We start from the raw sequence: 4,631 nt of genomic DNA, 5'->3' as shown, positions 1-4,631 counted from the left end.
GCCGCGATCTCACCGATCGAGTGCCCCACCACGACATCGGGCCGCAGACCCCACGACTCCACCAGCCGGAACAGCGCCACCTCCAGCGCGAACAATGCCGGCTGCGCATACCCCGTGTCATCCAGCAGCGCGGCCTCCGCCGAACCCTCCGCCGCGAACAGCACCGGGCGCAGCGGCCCGGCCAGCCGTCCCTCGAAGCCGACGAGGACGGCGTCCAACGCGTCGGCGAACACCGTGTGGGTGGCGTACAGCTCCCGCCCGGCGCCGGGGCGCTGCGAGCCCTGGCCGGGGAAGAGGAAGGCGGTCTTCCCGCCCAGCGCCGAGCCCTGGACGAGCTGCGTCGCGGCCTGTCCGTCGACGAGGGCGCGCAGGCCCTGCGTCAGCTCGGCGCGGTTGGCGGCGAGCACGGCGGCCCGGTGGTCGAGCAGCGTGCGGGTGGTGGCGAGCGAGTGGCCGAGGTCGCGGACGGTCAGCTCCGGGTGCGCGGTGAGGTGGCCGAGCAGCAGGGCGGCCTGCTCGCGCAGCGCGGCGGGCGTCGCGGCGGAGAGCGGTACGGGCAGCGGCCGGTCGTCCGGGCGCTCCTCGGCCGGCTCGGCCGCGGGCGGCGCCTCGACGATCACGTGGGCGTTGGTGCCGCTCGCGCCGAAGGCGGAGACGCCCGCCCGGCGCGGGTGGCCGGTGGCCGGCCACGCGGTCTCCTCGGTGAGGAGCTCGGCGGCGCCGGCCGTCCAGTCGACGTGCGAGGACGGCGTGCCGACGTGCAGCGTGCGCGGCAGCATGCCGTGCTGCATGGCCAGCACCATCTTGATCACGCCGGCCACGCCGGAGGCGGCCTGGGTGTGGCCCAGGTTCGACTTCAGCGCGCCGATCAGGACGGGCCGTTCGCGGTCCTGGCCGTAGGTGGCGAGGAGCGCCTGGGCCTCGATCGGGTCGCCGAGCCTGGTGCCGGTGCCGTGTGCCTCGACGGCGTCGACCTCCGCGGGCGCCAGGCCCGCGTTGGCCAGGGCGCGCCGGATGACACGCTGCTGGGACGGGCCGTTGGGCGCGGTGATGCCGTTCGACGCGCCGTCCTGGTTGATCGCGGAGCCGCGCAGGACGGCCAGCACGCGGTGGCCCCGGCGCTCGGCGTCCGAGAGCCGCTCGACCACCAGGACGCCGACGCCCTCGGACCACGCGGTGCCCTCGGCGGCGTCGGAGAAGGTGCGGCAGCGCCCGTCCGGGGAGAGCGCCCCCATCTCGCCGAACTCGACGAAGCCGACCGGGCTCGACATCACCGTCACACCGCCCGCCAGGGCCAGCGAGCACTCGCCGGACCGCAGGGCCTGGGCGGCCAGGTGCAGGGCCACCAGCGAGGACGAGCACGCGGTGTCCACGCTGACCGAGGGCCCCTCCAGCCCGAGGGTGTAGGAGAGCCGGCCGGAGAGCAGGCTCGCGGACTGCGCGGTCTCGACGTGGCCGAGCTGGCCGATGGCCGGCCGGTAGTCGCCGCTGCCGCCGCCGATGAAGACGCCGGTGTCGCCGCCGCGCAGACCCGCCGGGTCGATCCCGGCGCGTTCCAGCGCCTCCCACGCGGTCTCCAGGACGAGCCGCTGCTGGGGGTCGACGACCATCGCCTCGCGCGGGGAGACCCCGAAGAAGGCGGCGTCGAACGCGGCCGCGTCGTACAGGAACCCGCCCTGCTGGGTGACGCTGCGCCCGCGCCCGTCGCGGTCGCCGTGGGCGAGCCGGTCGAGGTCCCAGCCGCGGTCCGCCGGGAACGGGCCGATCGCGTCGACGCCCTCCCGCAGGAGCCGCCACAGGTCCTCGGGCGACCGGACGCCGCCCGGGTAGCGGCAGCCCATGCCGACGATCACGATCGGGTCGTCGGTGTCGGCGGCGACGGCCGAGCGCTCCACCTCCCGCGCCTCGTCGAAGAGCTCGGAGCGGAGGTGGGCGGCGAGGGCCGCCGGGGTCGGGTAGTCGAACACGAGGGTGGCCGGCAGACGCAGGCCGGTCGCGGTGTTGAGCCGGTTACGCAGGTCGACGGCGGTCAGCGAGTCGAAGCCGAGGTCCTTGAACGGGTGGCCGGACGGCACGTCGTCGGCGTCGGCGTGGCCGAGCACGGCGGCCGACTCGGCCCGGACGATCGCCAGCAGCGCCTCGGTGCGCTCGGCCGCCGACCGCTCGCGCAGCCCGGCGCGCAGCGCGTCGGCCTTGCCGGAGGAGGCGCTCGCCTCCACCGGCTCCGCGACGACGCGGGCCTCGGGCAGGTCGGCGAAGAGCCGCGTCGGCCGGGCCTCGGCGAAGGCGGGCGCGAAGCGCTCCCACGCCACGTCGGCGACGGTGACGGCGTCGCCGTCGAGGGCGGCGGCGAGGGCCGTCAGGGCGCGGTCGGGCGACATCGGCGGCAGCCCGTTGGCCCGCAGGTGCGCGGCCAGGGAGTCGGGCGTGCTGCCCGCCCAGGCGCCCCACGCGACGGCGGTGGCGGGCCGCCCGGCGGTGCGGCGCCCCTGGGCGACGGCGTCGAGGAGCGCACTGGCGGCGGCCTCGTCGGCCCGGCCCTTCACACCCCAGGTGCCGGTGATCGACCCGAACAGCACGTAGGCGTCGAGCTCCCGGTCCGCGAACGCCCGGTCGAGCGCGTCGAGATCGGCGAGCAGCCCGGCGAGGTGGTCGGCGGGCTCTCCGGTCCGGCCCGTGTAGAGGACGGCCGAGAGGTCCGGCAGCCCGAGGACGGCGGCGACGGCCTCCGGGTCGCCGGGCGTGCCGGTGACGGGCGTCAGCTCGGCGCCGTACTCGGCGAGCTCGGTGCGCAGCCGGTCGACGGCCTCGCCGTCGACGGCGGTGTCCGCGGCGAGCAGCACCACCTGCCGGGCGCCCGCGTGGGCGAGCCAGCGGGCGGCGGGGGCCGCGTGGCCCTCCGGGTCGCCGACCACCAGGACGGTGCCGCGCGGGGTCCACGGGCGTGTGGAGTCGGACGTCGTGGCGCGCACGACGCGGCGGGCGAAGGCTCCGGCGGGGCGCAGCGCCAGCTGGTCCTCGCCGTCCCCGGCCGTCAGCAGGGCCCGCAGGCGGACCGCCGTGCGGGCGTCGGGGGCCTCGGGGAGGTCGATCAACCCACCCCAGCGCTGCGGGTGTTCGAGGGCGGCCACCCGGCCGATGCCCCAGGCGGCCGCCTGCGCGGCGTCCTGCGGGGCCTCGGTGTCGCCGACGGCGGCGGCGCCCCGGGTGAGGCACCACAGCGGGGCCTCGACGCCCGCCTCGCCGAGGGCGGCGAGCAGGGCGTCCGGCCGTGCGGGCGCGGTGGGCACGCCGCCGGCGGCGGCGAGCAGGGACACCACGCCGGTGATCGGCCCGGCGAGCGGAGCCGGGTCCACCGTGCCGTCCCCGTCGACCGCCACCCGCACGACGTCCGTGCCGAGGGCCGCGAGCACCGCGGACGTCCAGGCGTCGTCGTCCCGGTCGGCCGGGACGAGGGCCAGCCAGGTGCCCGGCAGGGCGTCCGGGCCGGTGGGGGCGGCGTACGGCTTCCAGACCGCGCGGTAGCGCAGCCGGTCGGCGTCCGTCCGCTCGCTCCGGCGGCGGCGCCACGCCGAGAGGGCGGGGAGCAGCGCGCTGAGCGACGTGTCGTCGTCGAGGCCGAGGGTCGTGCCGAGGGCGGCGGTGTCGGCGCGCTCGACGGCGGACCAGAACGCGGCGTCCGCCGGGTCGGCAGCGGCGACGGCCTCGGGTGCGCGCTCGGGCCAGTACAGCTCGCGCTGGAACGGGTAGGTGGGCAGGTCGACCCGGCGGGCGCCGGTACCGGCGAGCAGGGCGGTCCAGTCGACCGGGACACCCGCGACGTGCAGGCGGGCGAGGGCGGTGACCAGGGTGTGTTCCTCGGGCCGGTCGCGGCGGAGGGTGGAGGCGGTCACGCTCTCCGCGCCGAGACCCCGCTCGGCGAGGGCGGCGAGGACGCCGTCCGGGCCCAGCTCCAGGAAGGCGGTGGCGCCCGCGTCCTCCAGCGCCCGGACGCCGTCGGCGAAGCGGACGGTCTCGCGGACGTGGCGCACCCAGTACTCGGGGGTGCACAGATCCGCGCTCGCGTCGCCCGTCAGGTTGGAGACCAGCGGGATCGAAGGAGCCTCGTACGCGAGCCCGTCGAGGACGGCCCGGAAGTCGTCGAGCATCGGCTCCATCAGCGGCGAGTGGAAGGCGTGCGAGACCCGCAGGCGCGTGGTCCGCCGGTCGGCGAAGTGCGCCTCGATCGCCGCGACGGCTTCGGTGGCACCCGAGACCACCACCGACGTCGGCCCGTTCACCGCCGCGATGGAGACGAACTCGTCCAGCAGCGGGAGGACCTCGGCTTCCTCGGCCTCCACGGCGAGCATCGCGCCGCCCTCCGGGAGCGCCTGCATCAGCCGGCCGCGCGCCGCCACCAGCGTGCACGCGTCCTCCAGGGAGAACACCCCGGCCACATGGGCCGCGGCGATCTCGCCGATCGAGTGCCCGGCCACGAACTCCGGCCGCACGCCCAGGGATTCGACGAGCCGGAACAGCGCCACCTCGACCGCGAACAGCCCGGCCTGGGCGTACTCCGTCCGGTTCAGCGGCTCCGCGTCCTCGCCCCACAGCACGTCCCGCAGCGGCCGGTCCAGGAGCTGGTCCAGCCG

Annotated in this window: 1 protein-coding gene; it reads right to left on the bottom strand. The window is 77.3% G+C overall.

Features of this window, described 5'->3' with window-relative positions; genetic code table 11:
* Positions 1 to 4,631 (bottom strand): beta-ketoacyl synthase N-terminal-like domain-containing protein (locus ACFVWU_RS44320; RefSeq protein ID WP_387632279.1); only part of this gene is annotated, 4,631 nt, incomplete at both ends.

The sequence above is a fragment of the Kitasatospora sp. NPDC058190 genome, assembly GCF_042883685.1.
Classification (GTDB): domain Bacteria; phylum Actinomycetota; class Actinomycetes; order Streptomycetales; family Streptomycetaceae; genus Kitasatospora.
The sequence above is the reverse complement of the archived record's forward strand: the minus strand, read 5'-3'. Positions and strand labels throughout refer to the sequence as shown.